Genomic DNA, 18,170 nt, shown 5'->3' on the forward strand with positions numbered 1-18,170 from the left:
TGTTTTTTTAATGTTTACGCCGGGTCCACATCATAGTGCACTATCAACTGTTTAAAAGGAAGATAGCGCTGCATCTCCGAATGAATCGCGTCCAGGATTTCCCTGACAGGGGCTATCGCTGCAGCTATCTCAATCTTTAGAACGATCTTTTTGATATGCAATGTCTGTACACGGGTCACAGGCGGAGTGACAGGTCCCAATACCCTTTCCCCCAGACGAACACGTAATTTTTCCGCATATATTGCTGACATTTCCTGCAAGACCGTCTCATTACGGCTCCGGAGCACCAGGACAATCAACCGGTAATAAGGTGGATACCGAAACATACTCCGTTCGCTCAGTTGCAGACGGACCATTTCCTGATAAGCAAAATGCTGTACCATCCGTATCAAAGGGTGTTCCGGCTGGGAAGTCTGCAAGACAACCGTACCCCGCTTATCCCTTCTGCCTGCACGCCCACTCACCTGCACCATCAACTGGAAAGCACGTTCGTGAGCCCGGAAGTCCGGATAGTTCATCAGGTTATCGGCATTCAGTATACCGACAACACTCACATTTCCAAAGTCCAACCCTTTCGACAACATCTGTGTTCCGATCAGTATCTGCGTCTTTCCTTTCTCGAAATCCGAAATAATACGTTCGTAAGCCGTACGGGTACGGGCGGTATCAAAATCCAGCCGCTCTACTTTGGCTGCCGGAAACAGGGAGGCAATCTCCTCTTCCACTTTCTCCGTACCGAATCCCATCATTTTCAACTCCGAACTCTGACATTCCGGACAATGGGGCGGCAACTGGATCGTATATCCGCAATAATGGCAAACCAGTTGATTATGATATTTATGGTAAGTCAGACTGACATCGCAATTCACACAATGAGGCACCCATCCGCAACTCTTACACTCGATCATCGGAGCAAACCCACGTCGGTTCTGAAACAGGATAGCCTGTTCACCACGTGCGATAGCGGCATTCACCTTTTCAACCAACAAAGGAGAGAAAAGCGTATCCTTCATAATCTTTTTACGCTTCAGCTCCTTTATATCCGCCGTGATAATCTCCGGCATCAGACAGTCGCCGAAACGGGTAGTCAGTTCGACCAGTCCATATTTGCCGGTCGTTGCATTGAAATAGGAATCGATCGAAGGAGTAGCCGATCCCAGTAAAGTCTTTGCCCCATGCATTCCAGCCAATACGATCGCGGCATTACGGGCATGATAGCGCGGTGCCGGGTCTTGCTGTTTGTAGGTGTTTTCGTGTTCCTCATCTACGATAATTAGTCCCAGATCCTTAAACGGGAGAAAGAGAGAGGAACGAACACCCAATACGACCATGGGCTCGCCCCCGTGAAGAAGTTTGTTCCAAACCTCCACACGTTCATTATCAGAAAATTTAGAATGATATACCAACAGTTTGTTTCCAAACAATTTAGCCAGCCGCTCCGTGATCTGGGTAGTGATGGCTATCTCCGGAAGCATATATAAAACCTGCCTGCCCATCTTCAGGACCTCGTCGATCAGTCGGACATAGATTTCCGTTTTTCCGCTCGAAGTAACGCCGTGAAGCAGACAAACCTCTTTAGATGTAAATACATCGTGTATTTCGCCGTACGCTTTTTCCTGTGCCGGACTGAGCGGACTGAGCGATTGCAACCGGCATACCGGCACCTGCAAGCGTCCGACTTCTTTTTCATAGCTTTCCAAAACACCCCGCTTCAGCAGCCCGTCCAATATGGCAGCAGAACAGCCACTGTGTTCCAGCAGCTCCTTTCTTGAAACTTCCTTACTCAACGACGGATTTAAGGCATGACTCAAATCCAAGAAACAGACCAGCAAAAGTTCCTGTTTCTTTGCCCGCTTAAAATCAGCAAAAACCTCTTGCAAACGTTCCTCGCTGGCATATTCCTGCGACAGCCGGATAAATGTCTGCATCTTCGGTACAAATCCGCGTTTCATCTCTTCGCTGACCTCGACAGCGCCACGCGCCATCAAGGAAGCCACAATCGGCACGACATTACGCAAACCGGTTCTTTTCTCCAGTTCGGATACGGTCAGTTTGAGTACGCCTTTGAAGGCATCCAATACAGCCTGCTCGTTAGGACGCAAAGGACCGTCAGCCACAAAATCGGCATTATAAGTCACCGCTGTCTCACTTTCCAGCTTCAGTCCGGAAGGTAAAGCCGCCTTATAGACATCCCCTAATTTACACATATAGTAAGAGGCAATCCATCTCCAGAAACGGAGCTGCGGCCTGCGCAATACCGGACTGGCATCCAGCAAGGCATAGATATCTTTCGTTTCAAAGTCCGTATTCGGTTTACGCTCATGCACCTCCATTACAATAGCCGTGTAATAACGTTTCTTACCGAAATGAACAATGACGCGGCAACCGGGAGTTACGGCAGCCTCCAAATCCGCAGGGATACTATAGGTATAACTATTTTCCAGCGGCAAGGGTAGTATGACATCTGCATATTTCATTTACGAAGTCAAAAGTAACAAAAAAGGCCGGACTGTTAAAGCCCGGCCCTCCATATCTTCTTTCTGTTATCAGAACAAAACCGCTGCAGTAATGGACCAGCCGCGATTCTTCGCCTTCATATCGAACTTATCCGAGCTGTAATTATCAGTCAGTCCCAAGCCATAATTGATGCCGACCTGCAAATGGCTGATCAGTTCCGCTCCTACACCGAAGTTAAGGCCTGCGCTAAAGTTTTTCGCTTTAATCTGTTCACCCAAAACATTCCAAATTTTATCTCCTCCTACACGGAAACCTACATACGGACCTGCAGAAAGATAGGCTTTTACCAAAGGAATACCGAACTTCCACTTCAAATTGACGGGGATATCCAGATAATCTGTTTTCATACTTGTCGAGGTAACTGTTCCCTCCGTTTTCATGTCGACTCCTTTCTGTGAATAGAGAATGGCCGCATCCAAGCCTATGCCTATCAACGGAATAGTAGTCTCGATCATCGGACCGATCTGGAATCCTGTCACATTATCCGCTTTCAGGATATCGGAATTCATATGAACGGATGATATGTTCAAACCACCTTTTACCCCAAACTTCAACTGGGATTTTGCCGGTACGGCTATGAATACCATCAAAATAACCAAAACTAAACCTGTAACCTTCTTCATATTGCCTGTTGTTAATTAATTATGTTTGTAAATAAACGCACTTTTCCTATAATAAACAAGTATTACTGTCATCCTGTTCATTCATTAAAAAGGAAAGCATGCACCGGTTACGGAGCTCATCCCGCAAACCGATCCATGCCTCTTTTCCTAATTATTATGGCAAAATAATTAAAAACAAAAACGTTCAGACAGCCAGACGGGAAACGGGAGTAAGAATAGTGGAGACGACAATCTGTCTCCTGTTCTCTTCCGGCCTTTCCTCGAAGCCGTCGAAATAATATGCCTTGCAGGTCTTCTGACTTACTTCCGGTTTGAGCGCCTTCCCAACTTTTCAGTTGACAGTTGATAGTTGACAATTGACAGTTAAACTGTCCACTGTCCACTGTTATCTGTCAACTTCTCCGTCAGTGGCACTAGTGTTGCCCAATCCGTTATGAAGCTTACAGCAGCGGGACTGTCCGGGATTTTCACCCGATTCCCTTTTAATCCTTTCCTGCGGATACAGGTCCGGAACAATGCATGTCGCAAATATAATACATTTTTACTAGATTTGTACAAAATCTTTATTTTCTTGTTGGGGTGATTAGAACCTTATCTGCCAATCGCTGATAGTATGTCGCTCCCGGTCGAAACCGATGGCAACTTTCACGACAGGCAACCCGCACAAAGCAAAACGTTCGGGATAATTCCGCAAATCTATCTGGTTCATGGCTGCATCCGCCGTTTTATCGAGTTTTAGCTCCACGACATAAAGCGTCGTTTTCGTCCGCATCACCATATCCACACGACCACGGGGGATACGTACTTCCACATCCACATACATACCAAGCAAACTGAATATGGTATATAGCAAAGACTGGTAATGCCCCTCATAATCAGTATTATCGCATTTAGGGATCGTGGAAAGGAAAGTCTGCAATAAACAAAGGGCATCGTCCATCCGCTCTCCGGCTATCGCCTCGAAAAGAAGCGCAACCGTTGTAAGACCATCGGCGGTATGTTGGTGAAGATAACCGGGCAACAAACTTTTCATCAGCCCCATACGTACCTCCTTATTGGGAATGTCGAGCGTATAAAGTTCCGTCAGTTCGGAGTAATCTTTTATCGTGATATAACCGCTTTGGTAGAGTAGCGGGGTGATGTCCGTCATCCGTTCCGTCGGCGCATCGAACGATTCGGAAATAACTTTCCGACCTCCGATCTGCTGAGGCTTTACATGGTATTTGTTCAGCATCTCGATCAAATAGGTAGGTGTACCACTGCCGAACCAATAAGAACCGATTTTACCGTCCGCAAAAGCATTCAGCAAGCTGAAAGGATTATAGATGTCAGGCGAGGGGTAAGTAAAATGATAGCCGTCATAATTCTCCCTCAAACGTGCAACAAGTTTCGGACAGGTAATCTGCATCTTCTTCGCAAGCAATTCCAAATCAAGATTCATTTGCGTCAACATCTCCTCTTCCGTGATACCGCAAATGGCGGAATAGGAATCGTCCATGCTGATATTCTTTATATTGTTCAGTTCACTGAATATGCTCAATTGAGAAAACTTCGTAATACCGGTAAGGAAGACATAGCGCAGATAAGGATCGCAAGCCTTCAGTGGACTATAGAAATTACGCATCACGTTTCGTAACACAGGCAAGTTTTTTTCTTCATGCATCACATCGAGAAGCGGCGCATCATATTCATCAATCAACACCACCACTTGCCGCCCTGTCCGCTTGTAAGCGCATTGTATCAAATTCGCCAGCCGGATATTAACATCTTTCTCCCCTATATGGCAATCATACCGATCCTCATATCCCAATAGGAGGAAATCCAACATCCGATTCAAACGGGCTTCATCCACATGCTTCGCCATGCTGACATCAAAATGGAGCACCGGATAGGCTATCCATTCTTCCTCCAGCCCTTCCATGGCCAACCCTTCAAACAATTCCTTGCGTCCCTCGAAATAGGCATGGAGCGTTGAAGTAAGCAGCGACTTACCGAATCGGCGTGGACGGCTCAAGAATACATATTTAGAATCAGCATGTGTCATGCGGTAAACATATTCCGTTTTATCAATATACAAATAGTCCTTTTCTCTGATCTCGGAGAAAGTCTGTATACCTATCGGATAAAGTCGTCGTTGCAAATCCATAATCCTATTTCTTTTACCACAAAGTTACGGAAAACAATAGAAACCGCAAAATCAGGACAAGACTCTATTCACCTTTCTTTGTTCGTTTCTTTTTATCAAGAAAACAGAAAACTACTTAGTAAGTAAACCTTCATCTGCTTAATAAGTAAACAAACCTCTGCTTACTAAGTAGCCAAGGGGGTTACTTAATAAGTAGTTTTTGTCTGTGTAGGGTTTGTTCAAAGCTCTACTTTATATGGAAGCCTTTCGATAAGCATCCACCGCCTCTTTTACCGATCCATACATCAGAAGGAGCCGCTGCGACTGGCCATAACTCAGACCCAACTCCTCTGCCACCATCCGTGTTCCGCGGTCGACCAGTTTCTGATTAGTCAATTGCATATTGACCATCCGGTTGCCTTTTACACGCCCCAACCGGATCATAACAGATGTTGAAATCATATTCAGAATCATCTTTTGCCCTGTACCGGACTTCATACGCGAACTGCCGGTTACAAATTCCGGACCGACAATCATTTCGATCGCCACATCAGCTTGGGCAGCCATAGGTGAATCCGGATTACTGGAGATAGAGGCTGTCAGTATCCCCCTCTCACGGGCTTTACGCAAAGCTCCGATCACATAAGGAGTCGTACCGGATGCAGCAATACCGATCACTGTATCTTTGGTTGTAACCTGATACTCCTGCAATTCCTCCCAGCCACGCTCCATATCATCTTCCGCATTCTCTACCGGATTGCGAAGAGCTGTATCGCCACCGGCAATCAGACCGATCACCAAAGTGGGAGGCATTCCGAAAGTAGGAGGTATTTCAGAAGCATCGAGCACTCCCAGCCGGCCACTTGTTCCGGCACCCAGATAAAAGATACGCCCTCCCTGTTTCATCCGGGGAACAATCTGATCCACCAGTTTTTCTATCTGAGGAATTGTTTTTTGCACAGCTAGTGCGACCTTTTGGTCTTCTGTATTTATATCTTCCAGCAACTCCCGGACAGATTTATCTTCCAGGTCATTATATAATGAATCTTGTTCTGTTATTTTAGTAAATGACATAATAAATAGTTTTTCCGGTCATAAAACGAAATGTAAGTTTACTTCCCATGATACGCGATCAATCCCTCCATCGGACTTTGTGCAACCGTTCCAATACGTATCCCCAGGTCAAAAGCAATATCTTTCAGTATATCTTGATAATACCAGGCAACTGAACCGACCAGGTGGACAGGTAATTCAAAACAATCATACTGCTTCACGTTACGGGTAAAAAATGCCAAAAAGCTACGGGTGACCAATTCCCAAATGGCAGGTTCATCCAAATGCTCCCGTATAAAAGGAGAAAAACCTGCCAGAAAACGATTTGGAAAAGGTTGCCGGTAAACCCTATCCATAATCGATGCCGGGGTCAGCCCATATTGTGAAAGAAACAGGTCTTTAAGAGCCGGAGGCAGCTGGTCTTTCAATACATCCCCGATCAATAGTTTGCCCAATACGGCACCGCTTCCCTCATCGCCCAGAATAAATCCGAGGGGAGAAACGTTCTTTACAATCTCTTTACCATCGTAATAGCAGGAGTTCGAACCGGTACCCAGGATACAAGCTATCCCCGGCTCGTCGCCACACAAGGCACGGGCTGCAGCCAGGAGATCGCTCCCAACCTCTACAGGAACAGACAAATACCGGTTGACAGACCGCCGGATCATGTCATTCTTTTCAGGGAAAGCACAGCCCGCCCCGTAAAAACAGACGGAGGAAGGTATGAGGTCTTTTAATGCAGGTAGCAATCCGGTTTCAATCTCCTTCCTCATCTCTTCTTCCGTCTGAAAGAAAGGATTCATACCCCGTGTCTGGAAACGAAGAACAGATTTTCCTTTCTCCACCATACACCAATCCGTCTTCGTTGAACCGCTATCGGCTATTAATATCATATTATACGCTTTAAGTTATTATTTTACAAGCATAAAACGGTATTAACAACCCTTTCTATTTGCTTGTCGACAATTATGAACAAGCCTGTCGATAATTATGAACAAGCCTGCCGATAATTATGAACAAGCTTGTCGACAATTGTCGGCAGACAATTTTATTAGCCCTCTTTCCGGCCAAATACCGGATCTATTTTTAGGAAAGCAGTGACAATTAATGTGATCAAACAGCACCCCATCACCCACCAAAAGAAGTTTACGTACCCCAATTGTTCCTGTAACCATCCGGCCACCATGCCAGGAAGCATCATGCCTAATGCCATGAAAGCCGTACAGATTGCATAATGTGCCGTTTTATGTTCTCCTTCGGAGTAATAGATCAGGAAAAGCATATAGGCCGTAAAACCAAACCCGTATCCGAACTGCTCTATGAAGACACAGACATTGATCGTGATCAAACTTTCCGGCAATGCGGTACTCAGGTAGATAAAAGTCAAGTCAGGCAATGTAATAGCCAACGCCATCGGCCAAAGCCATTTCTTCAGACCTCCTTGTGAAGCCACAATACCACCGATTATACCACCCAGCGTCAGACCTATAATTCCGATCGTGCCATATACCAAACCTAATTCCGACGTGGTCAAGCCCAGTCCGCCCACTTCCCGCGAATCGATCAGGAACGGTGTCACCAGCTTCACCAACTGGGCTTCGGGAAAACGATACAACAGCATAAACAGAATAGCTACCAAAGCTTGCTTCTTCTTGAAAAAAGAAACAAAGGTAGCAAAGAATTCCTTAAAGATGGTGGAAGCCGTCACCGTCACAGCCGCCTTATCGGAAGCAGGTACCGGCAATATATATTTATGATACAGGCAAAAGCCGATAAATAAACCTGCCATAATCAGAAAAGTAATCGACCATGCCAGCGGAATCTTACCGGTAGCCACTTCGAGCGCCCCTGCCAGCATAACCAGCAATCCCTGTCCTGCAATCGTCGCAATCCGGTAGAAAGTACTGCGTATTCCCACATAAAAAGCCTGTTCATGCGGATCGAGCGCCAGCATATAAAAACCGTCTGCCGCAATATCATGTGTAGCCGAACTGAAAGCCACCAGCCAAAAGATAGCCAGCGATAACTGGAAAGCATACTCCATCGGCAACGTAAATGCGATCCCGGCAAGCCCTGCTCCGATCAGAAACTGCATCGTAACTACCCACCATCGTTTCGTCTTCAATAAATCAACAAAAGGACTCCAAAAAGGTTTAATAACCCACGGCAGATACAGCCAACTGGTATAAAGGGCAATATCGGTATTGCTGATTCCCATCCGTTTGTACATAATGACGGAGATCGTCATCACAGCTACATAAGGCAATGCCTCAGCAAAATAGAGTGTGGGAATCCAACTCCAGGGAGAAGTTCGCTTTGTCTGATTCATAAAGAGTATAATTTAGATTTACTGATTAAAAGATCCATCTCCTTTTCCGAGAGACAGGTTTCACGAAGGATTTGCCGAAGGTCGTCTGCCGTTACTTTCCGGAAATCCTTTTCCAAAGGAGTCACAAAGACACCTGCCATCTCGACGGTTGCCGGACTGATCAATATATTAGCGTCTCCTTCAGCATAATAACAGGAAGGATGCAAATTCTTTCTCGGATAGATACACGTGATCCATTTGCCGTCTTCTTTCCACGACAACACATTCATCATCGGTTCATATTCGCCCATCTTACAGTCCATAAGTTCATACAGATGGTCGAACAGGGCAACTGCATCTCCCCTCTTTCCGGAAACAATCACGAACGCAGGCTGCAAGAAGTCACGTAAAGCATATAGTACAGCCTGTCCTTTTACTTTCACCTCCTCCTTGGCTGCCTGGAGCCAGTTCACCTCAAGAGGTAAAAATCCTTTACTTCCAGCCTGGAAATGCATATGGTCGGGAGCCGAAGCACCGCATTTCGGACCGTTATAGAAGACTATAAATTCGTCGAGCGCCTCCGCCAGTGCCAGCATATCGGCATAACGTCCCCGGATACACTGCTCCTGATGTGCCCGGATGGGAATCGTCAGATGTTCCGGAAAGATGGGATAAGGATTCACGATGATCTGGTACTCATCGCCGAAGTCGATCCATTGCTGATTGCCGGGACGATTGGCTTCACAAAGAAAACAGGGACGGGCAGCCAGTGAAGCTTTATCTATCTTAGCTGCCGACGACCGGATACGTTCCGGATTGAACTGCAACTCCACCTCATATCCGTTTACCATGAGTTTTCGCGATTGCACCCGGTCAAGAGCTGCGTAGTTCGTTCGTGCCAGCTCCCAATTCCTGCGATGGTAACTTATCAGTTCCCGGACTTGCTGAGTTATACTTCCATTCATAATTCAGATTCCTTTTAAACAGACTTAGCCCAAACCACTTCTCTTTAACAATTCTATCGTACGCAAGCTGTCCTTATAAGCGTTATGCTCATTCATCTTCCGTATGTCGAGTGCCGCATCCGTATTGTCTTCCCAGCGCCGACACAGATACAGAACATCGTAAATACGTCCGATCCGATACGTCCTGGAGATAGCCAGACCGATCGCGTAATCTTCCCCGTAACTCACATTCGGCATTTTCAGCTCACGCAGGATCGGGGTATAAAAAGCACGGGGCGCTCCCAACCCATTGATCCGAAGCGCATTGTTACGACCGTTCTCTTCCGTCCATTCGCGATGATCAATGATTCCGGGCGGTATTTCATTCAAGTCAAAATCGGTCATCTTATAGGTTCCGATCACCATAGCACATTCTTCCGCATAGAAAGCATCCACTATCTTCTGCAAGGTATCCGGACCGCTATAAACATCATCGCTGTCAAGCTGCACGGAGAATTTACCGCACAGCGGATGTGCCGCCGCCTCATTCCAACAACCACCGATACCCAGATCATCCCGTTCGGGAATCAAATGGATCAGACGGTCGTCGGTTACATAACGGTCAATCAGTTCGGTCGTCCCGTCCGTCGAATGGTTATCTACAATAATCAGATTAAATTTAAAGTTCGTCTCCTGCCCCAATACCGAATGGATAGCGTCTTCGATCGTACGCACACGGTTACGGACCGGAATGATTACCGAGGCTTCATACTTAAATCCTCTTGATTGAAATTTCACCTTTTTAGGCTTCTTCGTCAATAAAGCTCCGTAAAAATGCAATAAAGGTTTGCATGCCTGCTCCATTTCAAGCTGCACCTCCCGGTTTTTTGGATCCACATAATCGAACTGTTTTTCGCCACTCTTACGCAAGTCTATTTCTTTGCAAGTATACAGATATTCTCTCAGGTGAACAAGCCCGAGTATTTTGGACATATGCAGACGCAAATGATAAAAGCCTGCATATTTATATGAAACCGAAGATTTCTTTAAGCCACCGAAATAATTATCCAAAGCTCTATAAGTTATTATCATCAAAGGTCCAAAGTCGAAATCGTCACGCAAGCTTCCCTGCTGGTAATCGTTTACCGGATGTTCCTGCCTGATTCCGCCGGTCAGGAGATAATGATCGGCATAAACCATGTAACAGAATTTACTTTCAGACACGGAAATCATTCGTTCCAATCCGTTCTGTCCGAACTTTAAGGGAGTATAACGGGTATAATACAATACATTGCGGTTATCCGCCAGCTGATATATCGACCTCATCGTCTGCGTACTGGTCAATGTATCGATCTGTAGAATCTCACAACCTTTGTAAGGTTCCGCTTCCGGGTTGGAAGTCATTAAATATATTTTGTCAGTCAGTCCGGTGCTTCTCAGTTCGTCGACCGTCGGCTTCACCTGTTCCGGAGATATATAAGGTATAAAGCAGTTTATTCTATCCATAGGTATTAAATGGTGTTACATTATTAAGACTGTAAACTTAAACAAAAAGTATGTGATAAACGATAAAGGAAAGTCATTTTCGGTCGAATAAACGACAAAAGGGTTGCCTCATCACGAGACAACCCTCTTTATATAATCATAAGAATCTCTTCTTATTATTCTCCTAACAGGATTTCCAGGATCTGAACAGCAGCCTTAGCCACTGAAGTACCCGGGCCGAAGATAGCAGCAACACCTGCTTTATACAGGAAGTCGTAGTCCTGTGCAGGGATTACACCACCGGCGATGACGATGATGTCTTCGCGGCCTAACTTCTTCAGCTCATCGATAACCTGCGGGATCAATGTCTTGTGTCCGGCAGCCAGAGAAGAAACACCCATTACGTGAACGTCGTTTTCAACAGCCTGACGGGCAGCTTCTGCCGGAGTCTGGAACAACGGTCCCATATCCACGTCGAAACCACAGTCTGCATAACCTGTTGCAACAACCTTAGCACCACGGTCGTGTCCGTCCTGACCCATTTTAGCGATCATGATACGAGGCTGGCGACCTTCTTTCTTAGCAAACTTTTCTGTCAGCTCGCAAGCCTTCAGGAAGTCTGCATCTTTCTTTGTTTCTGATGAATACACGCCTGATATAGTTCTGATGATTGCTTTATAACGTCCCACAACAACTTCGCAGGCATCCGAGATTTCTCCCAGTGATGCACGCAGGCCGGCAGCCTTAACAGCCAGTTCCAGCAAGTTGCCTTTCTTAGTTTTCACACATTCAGTGATATCGGCCAATGCTTTCTGAACAGCTTCTTCGTCGCGGTTTTCACGCAACACCTTCAAATTGGCAATCTGTTCGTTACGAACGGCAGTGTTGTCGATTTCAAGGATATCGATCGGATCTTCTTTCGGCAGACGATATTTGTTAACACCAACGATTGTCTGAACACCTGAGTCGATACGAGCCTGTGTACGAGCAGCAGCTTCTTCGATACGCATCTTCGGAAGACCTGTTTCGATGGCTTTTGCCATACCGCCCATGCTTTCGATTTCCTGGATCAATGCCCAACCTTTGTGTACCAGTTCGTTTGTCAAAGATTCTACATAGTAAGAACCTGCCCACGGGTCGATTTCCTTACAAATCTTTGTTTCTTCCTGGATATAGATCTGTGTGTTACGAGCGATACGTGCAGAGAAGTCTGTCGGCAATGCGATAGCTTCGTCCAGCGCGTTGGTGTGCAGAGACTGTGTATGTCCCAGTGCAGCAGCCATAGCCTCGATACAAGTACGACCTACGTTATTGAACGGATCTTGTTCCGTCAACGACCATCCTGAAGTCTGGCAGTGAGTACGCAATGCGAGTGATTTCGGGTTCTTGGCTCCGAAGCTCTTCACGATCTTCGCCCACAACATACGTGCAGCACGCATCTTGGCGATTTCCATGAAGTGGTTCACACCGATAGCCCAGAAGAATGACAGACGCGGAGCGAATGCATCCACATCGATTCCTGCGTTCACACCGGCACGAAGATATTCCATACCGTCGCACAGTGTATAAGCCATTTCGATATCTGCCGTAGCACCTGCTTCCTGCATGTGGTAACCGGAGATAGAGATAGAGTTGAACTTCGGCATCTTCTGTGATGTATATTCGAAGATGTCAGCAATAATCTTCATGGAGAATTCAGGCGGATAGATATAGGTGTTACGCACCATGAACTCTTTCAGGATATCGTTCTGAATTGTACCGGCCATTTCTTCCAACTTAGCGCCCTGTTCCAGACCTGCGTTGATGTAGAATGCCAATACCGGAAGAACGCCACCGTTCATGGTCATGGAAACAGACATCTTGTTCAAAGGAATACCAGCGAACAATACTTTCATGTTTTCCAGCGAACAGATGGATACACCTGCTTTACCAACGTCACCTACAACACGTTCGTTGTCGGCATCGTATCCGCGGTGTGTCGGAAGGTCGAATGCAACAGACAGACCTTTCTGACCGGAAGCCAGGTTACGACGATAGAATGCATTTGATTCTTCTGCGGTAGAGAAACCGGCATACTGACGGATCGTCCAGGGACGCATAGCGTACATACCGCTATACGGACCACGCAGATAAGGAGGCAGACCGGAAGCATAGTTCAGATGCTCCATTCCCTCCAGGTCTTCTTTCGTATAAACAGGTTTCACCTCGATATGCTCAGGTGTTTTCCAATCGGCTTCAATGCCATTGGCTTTTGCCCATTCGGCAGCATTGGTAGCTGCAAAACCGGCATTCTTGATATCTATGTTTTTAAAATTTGGTCTCATAATTGTTTCTACTTAAGCGATTCCTAATTTTGCGTTGAAAGCCTTCAATGTTTCGAGCACGTTGCTCTTTACATTGATAAATTGATCGATACCCTGAGCTTTCAGGTCTTCCATACATTCAGGAGCACCGGCTACAACGAACTCAGCACGTCCGGCCAATGCTTTATAAGCAGCAGGAGCATATTCTGCATATTCGTCATCACTAGAACAAAGAACAACGATCTGAGCACCTGCTTCCATCGCTGCATCAACGCCGGCTTCTACTGTTTCGAAACCTAAGTTATCAATTACCTTGTATCCTGCACAAGCAAAGAAGTTACTTGAGAACTGTGAACGGGCAATACGCATAGACAGGTTACCGATAGTCAACATAAACACTTTCGGAGTCTTACCGCTATTTTCCGTTGCCAGACGCAATGCTTCAAATTCAGATGCACCACGAGAGAAATCAAGAGGAGTAACAGTTGATTCACCACAAGAGTGACCACCGCCACAACAGCAGGAAGCTGTTTCTTTGATCTTACCGGCAGCTACTTCTGTGAAGTTCGGGAACTGGTTAGAACCCAGCAGGATTTCACGACGGGTAGCAACCGCTTTCTTACGGGCTACGTTAGAAGCATTTACTGCATTCTGTATGTTACCGTTTGCCACTTCAGCGCCGAAACCGCCTTTGTCTTCTACTTCCAGGAACAGTTTCCAAGCAACGTCAGCCAACGAGTTAGTCAGTACTTCTACATAATAAGAACCGGCAGAAGGATCGACCACCTTATCCAGGTGACATTCTTCTTTCAGCAGCAATTGCTGGTTACGTGCGATACGTTCAGAGAAATCATCCGGAGTCTGATAAGTCTTATCGAACGGACGAACAGTGATAGAATCGACACCGGCCAAAGCGGCAGACATCGCTTCAGTCTGAGAACGCAACAGGTTTACGTGAGCATCGTAAACAGTCATGTTCCATTCGGAAGTCTGAGCATGTACATTCATCTTGCAGGCACAGTTGCATGCAGGATTGTAAGCAGCAACGATCTCAGCCCACAACCAACGGGCAGCACGGAACTTAGCGATTTCCATGAAATAGTTGGAGCTGATACCCAGATTGAATTTGATCTTCTTGGCAACTTCGTCTGCGCTGAAACCGGCTTCAGTCAGCTTCGCCATCAGTTCGTTACCCCAAGCCAATGAATAACCCAGTTCCTGAGTGATATAAGCACCGGCATTGTTGAAGTAGAAACCGTTTACAGCTAATACTTTATAACCAGGTAAAGCCTGTCCTGCTTTGAGCACAGCAGATGCAGCTTCCACCCAATTTCCATTTTCTTTACCTTTCACTAACGGTTTCTTGAAAGGATCGTAGTTGACAGAACCGAAACATTTCTCCAGATCCACGTCTTTACCTTTCAGATAGTATTCCAGAATACCGATCAGCTTTTCAGCCTTGCAGTTGCAAGTGTTGAAGTTCAGCTCGACAGATTCCGGACAGATACCATTCAGTAATGTTGCAATATTTTCGGCATTCACTTCATCACCCTTGATGATGAAACCGAGTGAAGTAACCCCTTTGTTCAAAATGTCAAGCGCTTTTTCGTTAGCTTCTTTGAAACAAGTTACTTCGATGTTCTGGCGTACCTTCCAATCGTTATCCTTCTTTGTTCCGCGAACATAAGGGAATTCACCGGGAAGAGACTCGGTTGTCTTCAAACCTTCGATGTCTTCTGCACGATAGAAAGGATTTACATTAAATCCTTCGCCTGTCTTCCAAACAAGCTTTTTCTCAAACGGAGCACCTTTCAGGTCAGCCGTAATCTTCGCCATCCATTCTTCTGTAGAGACCGGAGCGAAATCTGAGAAAAGTTTTTCTTTTAGTTCTGCCATAATATTAGTTATTTTAATACTGGTATTAGTAATTGTTCAATAGTATATTGTTCAATAACAGGAGGCAAAGGTAGAATAAATAAACAGGAAGAACAATGAAAAATAAACGAAATTGCTCGTCCTTTTAACGCCTTTTAGTGGTATAAGGGCCATTCCTGTATCATTCTGACAGGACTGATGAAATTTATTTATATTTTTTCCGCATAAAGAGAACATCGAAAAGAAATAATACTTAATTTTGCAGCGTCAAACAATGAAAACTATGACACGAAACGGTGCATTCGTCTAGTGGCCTAGGACGCCGCCCTCTCACGGCGGAAACTCGGGTTCGATCCCCGGACGCACTACAGAAGAAGCCTGCTGATTCATTTCGGCTGGCTTTTTTGTTTTCCTCATTCTCCACAGACATTTCCACAGCAAAGAAATATTATCCCCATCCCCAAGGGGATTTTCCCCCACCAGGGTGGACCTTTTCCCCCACCTTGATGGGGAATACTTCCCTTGCAGATAAGAACAATGGGGAATTACAAAATAGGACTAGCTTGGATCCTATGTTTCTAAATCTATCTTAAACAAAAAAAGCGCCCCTTATCGAGTCGCTTTCCTTTTGCTATAAATTCGGATTAATATCTTCTTCCGCCACCGTTGTTACCGTAGCCTCCGCGATTACCGCCACCGTAGCCACCGCCACGATTGCCACCGCCGAAACCACCGCCACGATTACCGCCGCCGAAACCGCCACGGCTTCCACCACGATCTTCTCTCGGACGTGCTTCTGTTACGTTGATTACTTTTTCATCATAAGTAGCCTGGTTTAATTCTTCGATAGCCTTACGGCCCATTTCGTCATCCTTCAATTCTACGAAACCGAATCCTCTTGAACGGCCTGTTTCTCTGTCTGTAATAACTCTAGCAGAAAGGATTTCACCATAATCTGCAAATAAATCGTTTAAGTCAGCGTCTGTGACGTTGTAACTCAAATTTGAAATGTAAAGATTCATTTATAAAAACTTATTTAGTTAATTGTTTATTGAGGGATGAATAGAATAATAGTTGAATGAATATACTTTACAAATCTAAATTGCGAGTAAAACTTCAAATACAAGTTTAAATCAATCTCAATACACCGCAAATGTAAGATTAAATTTGACACTACCGTACTTTATAACAATCTTTTTCAACAATTTTTTCCTCCAAAACGCTTATAAACAAACAATCATTTTTTTTAAGCCCCTGGATATCCATTGTCCTGATTTACAAAAAAAATCTTTTGCAGGACCGTCCTTTTTATAAAACACACTAAAATAACAACCGGAATATATCATTTCTCCTCCCAATTCAGTTTAAATACTACATACCATAAACATAAAAGAGAGTTTGTCATGACAAAAGGAACAATTGGATTAAATGCAGGTACCATCTGGAATCTGTTGCTGGATGGTGGATGCTGGAGTTTTGAGGAGTTGAAGAAAGCAACATCTTTGTGTGAAGCTGATTTATGGTCTGCAATCGGTTGGCTAGCCCGCGAAAACAAGATTCAGATCAAAAGTGCCAGTAGTCAGATCGCTTTTTGTCCGGGGATGAATTTCAGTTATTAAAAGAAGCCCTTTGATAAAATTAAAAAGCGATCTGATATAGATCGCTTTTTTTATTGTTTAACGAAACAGGGTGTTTACAACCTCACTGTCACCATCATTCGGCGCAGGTTCCAGCCCCAGCAGGCGGCAAATGATCAGATATAAATTGACATTAGCCATTACCGGCAATTCCACATTCTTTTTAAAGGACGGTCCTGCCGCATAAAAGATAGCCTCCATCTCCGGAGTAAAATTATCATAGCCATGAGTTGCCCCCAAATAAGGATAAGACCTATCACGAAAATGCAGATAGGTTCCGATATGGGGCAAGACCACCAAGTCGCCTATGCGGGGATTACTTCCATAGACATATTCCGCCGGTATTTCGTCTTTCTTCCAAACCGTGACATTCGGGACCTTTTTCAGAATATTGTAAGCAGTCTCCGTATAACTTTTCTTCGGATAAAGTAAAGTCGGGACACCGTCAAAAATGTAATCGAAACTATCGCGGGGCAAGTAGTCATTCAGATTAACATATTTCTCCGGTACACAGGTAGCCATTCCATGATCGGAAAGGACAATGAAATCGATCTTATCAAAAATATCCAGTCGGCGGGCTTCCTCAAAGAAATGTGCCAGCACCCGGTCCAGCTCCTCTACCTTCCGCAAGGTAGCTGAAGAGTCAGGCGTACAGACATGTCCGATCGCATCCGGCTCTTCTATATACCACATAATCAGACGAGGACGTATATCTTCAGGCAGACGCAACCAGGCTACGACAGAGTCGGCACGATCCGAATAAGGGACCTGCTTATCAAAAGGTTTCCAAATAGAAGGTTGCCGCCCCTGAATCGGATATTCACTGCCTACCCAAAAGAAAGAAGCCGCATGCACACCCTGCTTCTCTGCCGTATTCCAAATCGGTTCACCTCCATAAAAGCCCGGTGTCGGATCCGCCATACGATAAATACTATCCAGGTCCGGCGCATAGAAAAAATTATTAATCAAGCCATGATGATCCGGATGTAAACCGGTCGCCATACTATAATGGTTGGGAAAGGTAACACTGGGAAAAGAAGGACGGAAAGCAGCACGTATCCCAGCTTTCGCCAGAGAATCTAATGTCGGAGTATAAGCGCGGTCCGGATAATCGGACCGGAAACCATCCATGGAAAGGACCACGACGTAACGGTCATGACGTTTTGACGAAGAACAACCGGAAAAAAGGATACCGAGTCCTATCACACATCCTATAATCAAACTAAAATATCTTTTCATATCCATATTCCCTCAAAAAGAAAGAGGTTCACAAAGATAGTGAACCTCTCCCGATTATTTA

At 45.3% G+C, this 18,170-nt stretch carries 13 protein-coding genes, 1 tRNA gene and 1 riboswitch; of the genes, 2 read left to right on the forward strand and 12 right to left on the reverse strand.

Going from position 1 to position 18,170, the window contains the following annotated elements; translation table 11 throughout:
- Window positions 1-14 precede the first annotated feature (14 nt).
- The 10 genes from priA to mutA form a co-directional block, all read right to left on the reverse strand.
- Window positions 15-2,477: a primosomal protein N' gene (gene priA, locus DXD68_RS15600; RefSeq protein WP_122362453.1), complete on the reverse strand. Its 2,463-nt coding sequence runs from the start codon at window positions 2,475-2,477 to the stop codon at window positions 15-17.
- A 69-nt stretch (window positions 2,478-2,546) separates the two neighbouring features.
- A complete protein-coding gene (locus tag DXD68_RS15605) occupies window positions 2,547-3,140 on the reverse strand; it encodes a porin family protein (RefSeq protein WP_122362454.1) in 594 nt (197 codons plus the stop codon).
- Window positions 3,141-3,407: 267 nt separating this feature from the next.
- Window positions 3,408-3,673: riboswitch (cobalamin riboswitch) on the reverse strand.
- Window positions 3,674-3,723: 50 nt separating this feature from the next.
- On the reverse strand, window positions 3,724-5,286 hold the full coding sequence (locus tag DXD68_RS15610) for an ATP-binding protein (RefSeq protein ID WP_122362455.1): 1,563 nt from the start codon (window positions 5,284-5,286) through the stop codon (window positions 3,724-3,726).
- A 231-nt stretch (window positions 5,287-5,517) separates the two neighbouring features.
- Window positions 5,518-6,339: an N-acetylmuramic acid 6-phosphate etherase gene (gene murQ, locus DXD68_RS15615; RefSeq protein ID WP_122362456.1), complete on the reverse strand. Its 822-nt coding sequence runs from the start codon at window positions 6,337-6,339 to the stop codon at window positions 5,518-5,520.
- A gap of 38 nt (window positions 6,340-6,377) precedes the next feature.
- A complete protein-coding gene (locus DXD68_RS15620; RefSeq protein ID WP_122362457.1) occupies window positions 6,378-7,211 on the reverse strand; it encodes an ATPase in 834 nt (277 codons plus the stop codon).
- Between the two features lie 158 nt (window positions 7,212-7,369).
- The gene (locus DXD68_RS15625) at window positions 7,370-8,647 is read right to left on the reverse strand and encodes an MFS transporter (RefSeq protein ID WP_122362458.1); all 1,278 of its coding nucleotides are present in this window, start codon (window positions 8,645-8,647) and stop codon (window positions 7,370-7,372) included.
- Window positions 8,644-9,591, reverse strand: a complete 948-nt coding sequence (locus DXD68_RS15630) for a DUF4922 domain-containing protein (RefSeq protein ID WP_122362459.1) — start codon at window positions 9,589-9,591, stop codon at window positions 8,644-8,646. The genes DXD68_RS15625 and DXD68_RS15630 overlap by 4 nt, the downstream gene beginning before the upstream one ends.
- A 24-nt stretch (window positions 9,592-9,615) precedes the next feature.
- Entirely contained in the window at window positions 9,616-11,076 is a 1,461-nt protein-coding gene (locus DXD68_RS15635; protein ID WP_122362460.1) for a glycosyltransferase family 2 protein, read from the reverse strand.
- A 155-nt stretch (window positions 11,077-11,231) separates the two neighbouring features.
- Window positions 11,232-13,379: a methylmalonyl-CoA mutase gene (gene scpA / locus DXD68_RS15640; RefSeq protein ID WP_122362461.1), complete on the reverse strand. Its 2,148-nt coding sequence runs from the start codon at window positions 13,377-13,379 to the stop codon at window positions 11,232-11,234.
- A gap of 12 nt (window positions 13,380-13,391) precedes the next feature.
- Entirely contained in the window at window positions 13,392-15,254 is a 1,863-nt protein-coding gene (gene mutA, locus DXD68_RS15645; RefSeq protein ID WP_122362462.1) for a methylmalonyl-CoA mutase small subunit, read from the reverse strand.
- Between the two features lie 274 nt (window positions 15,255-15,528).
- Between mutA and DXD68_RS15650 the strand changes: the two genes are divergently transcribed.
- Window positions 15,529-15,601 (forward strand) — tRNA-Glu (locus DXD68_RS15650).
- A gap of 276 nt (window positions 15,602-15,877) precedes the next feature.
- Here the strand turns inward: DXD68_RS15650 and DXD68_RS15655 are convergent.
- On the reverse strand, window positions 15,878-16,255 hold the full coding sequence (locus DXD68_RS15655; RefSeq protein ID WP_122356366.1) for an RNA recognition motif domain-containing protein: 378 nt from the start codon (window positions 16,253-16,255) through the stop codon (window positions 15,878-15,880).
- 381 nt (window positions 16,256-16,636) lie between these two features.
- On the opposite strand from DXD68_RS15655, the gene DXD68_RS15660 reads away from it, so the two are divergent.
- Window positions 16,637-16,852 (forward strand): winged helix-turn-helix domain-containing protein, encoded by a 216-nt coding sequence (locus tag DXD68_RS15660; protein WP_122362463.1) that lies wholly within the window; start codon window positions 16,637-16,639, stop codon window positions 16,850-16,852.
- Between the two features lie 57 nt (window positions 16,853-16,909).
- Here DXD68_RS15660 and DXD68_RS15665 read toward each other — a convergent pair whose 3' ends face one another.
- Complete coding sequence (locus DXD68_RS15665) at window positions 16,910-18,109, reverse strand: ectonucleotide pyrophosphatase/phosphodiesterase (RefSeq protein WP_122362464.1); 1,200 nt, start codon at window positions 18,107-18,109, stop codon at window positions 16,910-16,912.
- Window positions 18,110-18,170 lie beyond the last annotated feature (61 nt).

The organism is Parabacteroides sp. TM07-1AC, assembly GCF_003480915.1.
GTDB classification, from domain to species: domain Bacteria; phylum Bacteroidota; class Bacteroidia; order Bacteroidales; family Tannerellaceae; genus Parabacteroides; species Parabacteroides chongii.

Bases quoted from the DNA above. Each gene is read 5' to 3' on its own strand.
- DXD68_RS15620 (WP_122362457.1), bottom strand. From the start codon at position 7,211: ATGATATTAATAGCCGATAGCGGTTCAACGAAGACGGATTGGTGTATG.
- murQ (WP_122362456.1), bottom strand. From the start codon at position 6,339: ATGTCATTTACTAAAATAACAGAACAAGATTCATTATATAATGACCTG.
- scpA (WP_122362461.1), bottom strand. From the start codon at position 13,379: ATGAGACCAAATTTTAAAAACATAGATATCAAGAATGCCGGTTTTGCA.
- priA (WP_122362453.1), bottom strand. From the start codon at position 2,477: ATGAAATATGCAGATGTCATACTACCCTTGCCGCTGGAAAATAGTTAT.
- DXD68_RS15610 (WP_122362455.1), bottom strand. From the start codon at position 5,286: ATGGATTTGCAACGACGACTTTATCCGATAGGTATACAGACTTTCTCC.
- DXD68_RS15625 (WP_122362458.1), bottom strand. From the start codon at position 8,647: ATGAATCAGACAAAGCGAACTTCTCCCTGGAGTTGGATTCCCACACTC.
- DXD68_RS15660 (WP_122362463.1), top strand. From the start codon at position 16,637: ATGACAAAAGGAACAATTGGATTAAATGCAGGTACCATCTGGAATCTG.
- DXD68_RS15605 (WP_122362454.1), bottom strand. From the start codon at position 3,140: ATGAAGAAGGTTACAGGTTTAGTTTTGGTTATTTTGATGGTATTCATA.
- DXD68_RS15655 (WP_122356366.1), bottom strand. From the start codon at position 16,255: ATGAATCTTTACATTTCAAATTTGAGTTACAACGTCACAGACGCTGAC.
- mutA (WP_122362462.1), bottom strand. From the start codon at position 15,254: ATGGCAGAACTAAAAGAAAAACTTTTCTCAGATTTCGCTCCGGTCTCT.
- DXD68_RS15630 (WP_122362459.1), bottom strand. From the start codon at position 9,591: ATGAATGGAAGTATAACTCAGCAAGTCCGGGAACTGATAAGTTACCAT.
- DXD68_RS15635 (WP_122362460.1), bottom strand. From the start codon at position 11,076: ATGGATAGAATAAACTGCTTTATACCTTATATATCTCCGGAACAGGTG.
- DXD68_RS15665 (WP_122362464.1), bottom strand. From the start codon at position 18,109: ATGAAAAGATATTTTAGTTTGATTATAGGATGTGTGATAGGACTCGGT.